The organism is Streptomyces chlorus (assembly GCF_042655885.1).
Classification (GTDB): Bacteria; Actinomycetota; Actinomycetes; order Streptomycetales; family Streptomycetaceae; genus Streptomyces; species Streptomyces chlorus.
Map to the genome: position 1 here is coordinate 1 of NZ_JBHSOA010000133.1, position 1,003 is coordinate 1,003.

Here is a 1,003-nt window from a genome sequence, read left to right on the forward strand (position 1 = left end):
CACCCCACGCCCGGCCAGCACCCGCGCCAGACGATTGACCCGCGCATTCAACTCCCCATACGAGAGCTCTTCGTCCCCGCACACCAGCGCGACCGCGTCGGGTGTCTGCCCGGCCTGCCGCTCGAAGCGGTCAAGGAGGAACTCCGACACCACCGGCACGACACCGGTGTCGTTCCACCCCTGCGTAATCCGCTTGGCCTCGTCTTCGGTGAGGATGGCGAGGGTGTGGACAGGCTGTTCGGAGTTGTCGCTCACCTGGGACAGCAGCAGCTGCAAGGCAGATACCAGTGCCTCCGCCGTCTCCCGATCGAACAGGTCCATGGCGTAGTCGAGCCGGCCGGAGATTCCTGCCGCGGTGCCGGTGTCGTCGGACCGCTCGGTCAGGGTGAACGCCAGATCGGTCTTGGCCGTGTCCGTCGCCGCCGCATACGGCGACACCGCCAGCGGCCCCGTCTCCTCGCCCACGCCCGCCGTGTCCTGGGGATCCTGGTTGTTGTAGGTGAGGAGGGTCTGGAAGAGGGGGTGGCGGGCGAGGGAGCGGGTCGGGTTGAGTGCCTCGACCAGCTGCTCGAAGGGCACGTCCTGGTGCTGGTAGGCGGCCAGGTCCGTCTCCCGCACCCGGGCCAGCAGCTCGGCGAAGGTCGGATCCCCGGAGAGGTCGGTGCGCAGGACCAGGGTGTTGACGAAGAACCCGACCAGGTCGGTGAGGTTCTCGTCGAGCCGGCCCGCGATGGGGGAGCCGATGGCAATGTCGGTGCCCGCACCGAAGCGGGAGAGCAGGGTGGCCAGCGCCGCATGGGTGAGCATGAACATGCTGCACCCACGGGCACGGGCCAACTCCCGCAGCCTGCCGTGCACCTCGGCCGGAACCTCGAAGGACACCCGCGCCCCGCGGTGGGAGGCCACCGCCGGCCGGGACCGGTCCACCGGCAGGGCCAGCTCGTCCGGCAGCCCCGCCAGCTGCCGGCGCCAGTAGGCCAGCTGCCCGGCCAGCACACTGTCC

The 1,003-nt window shown here is 70.3% G+C and carries 1 protein-coding gene; it reads right to left on the reverse strand.

Features of this window, described 5'->3' with window-relative positions:
- Positions 1-1,003: condensation domain-containing protein (locus ACFPZI_RS34465; RefSeq protein ID WP_381371103.1), on the reverse strand; the 1,003-nt coding region annotated here is incomplete at both ends.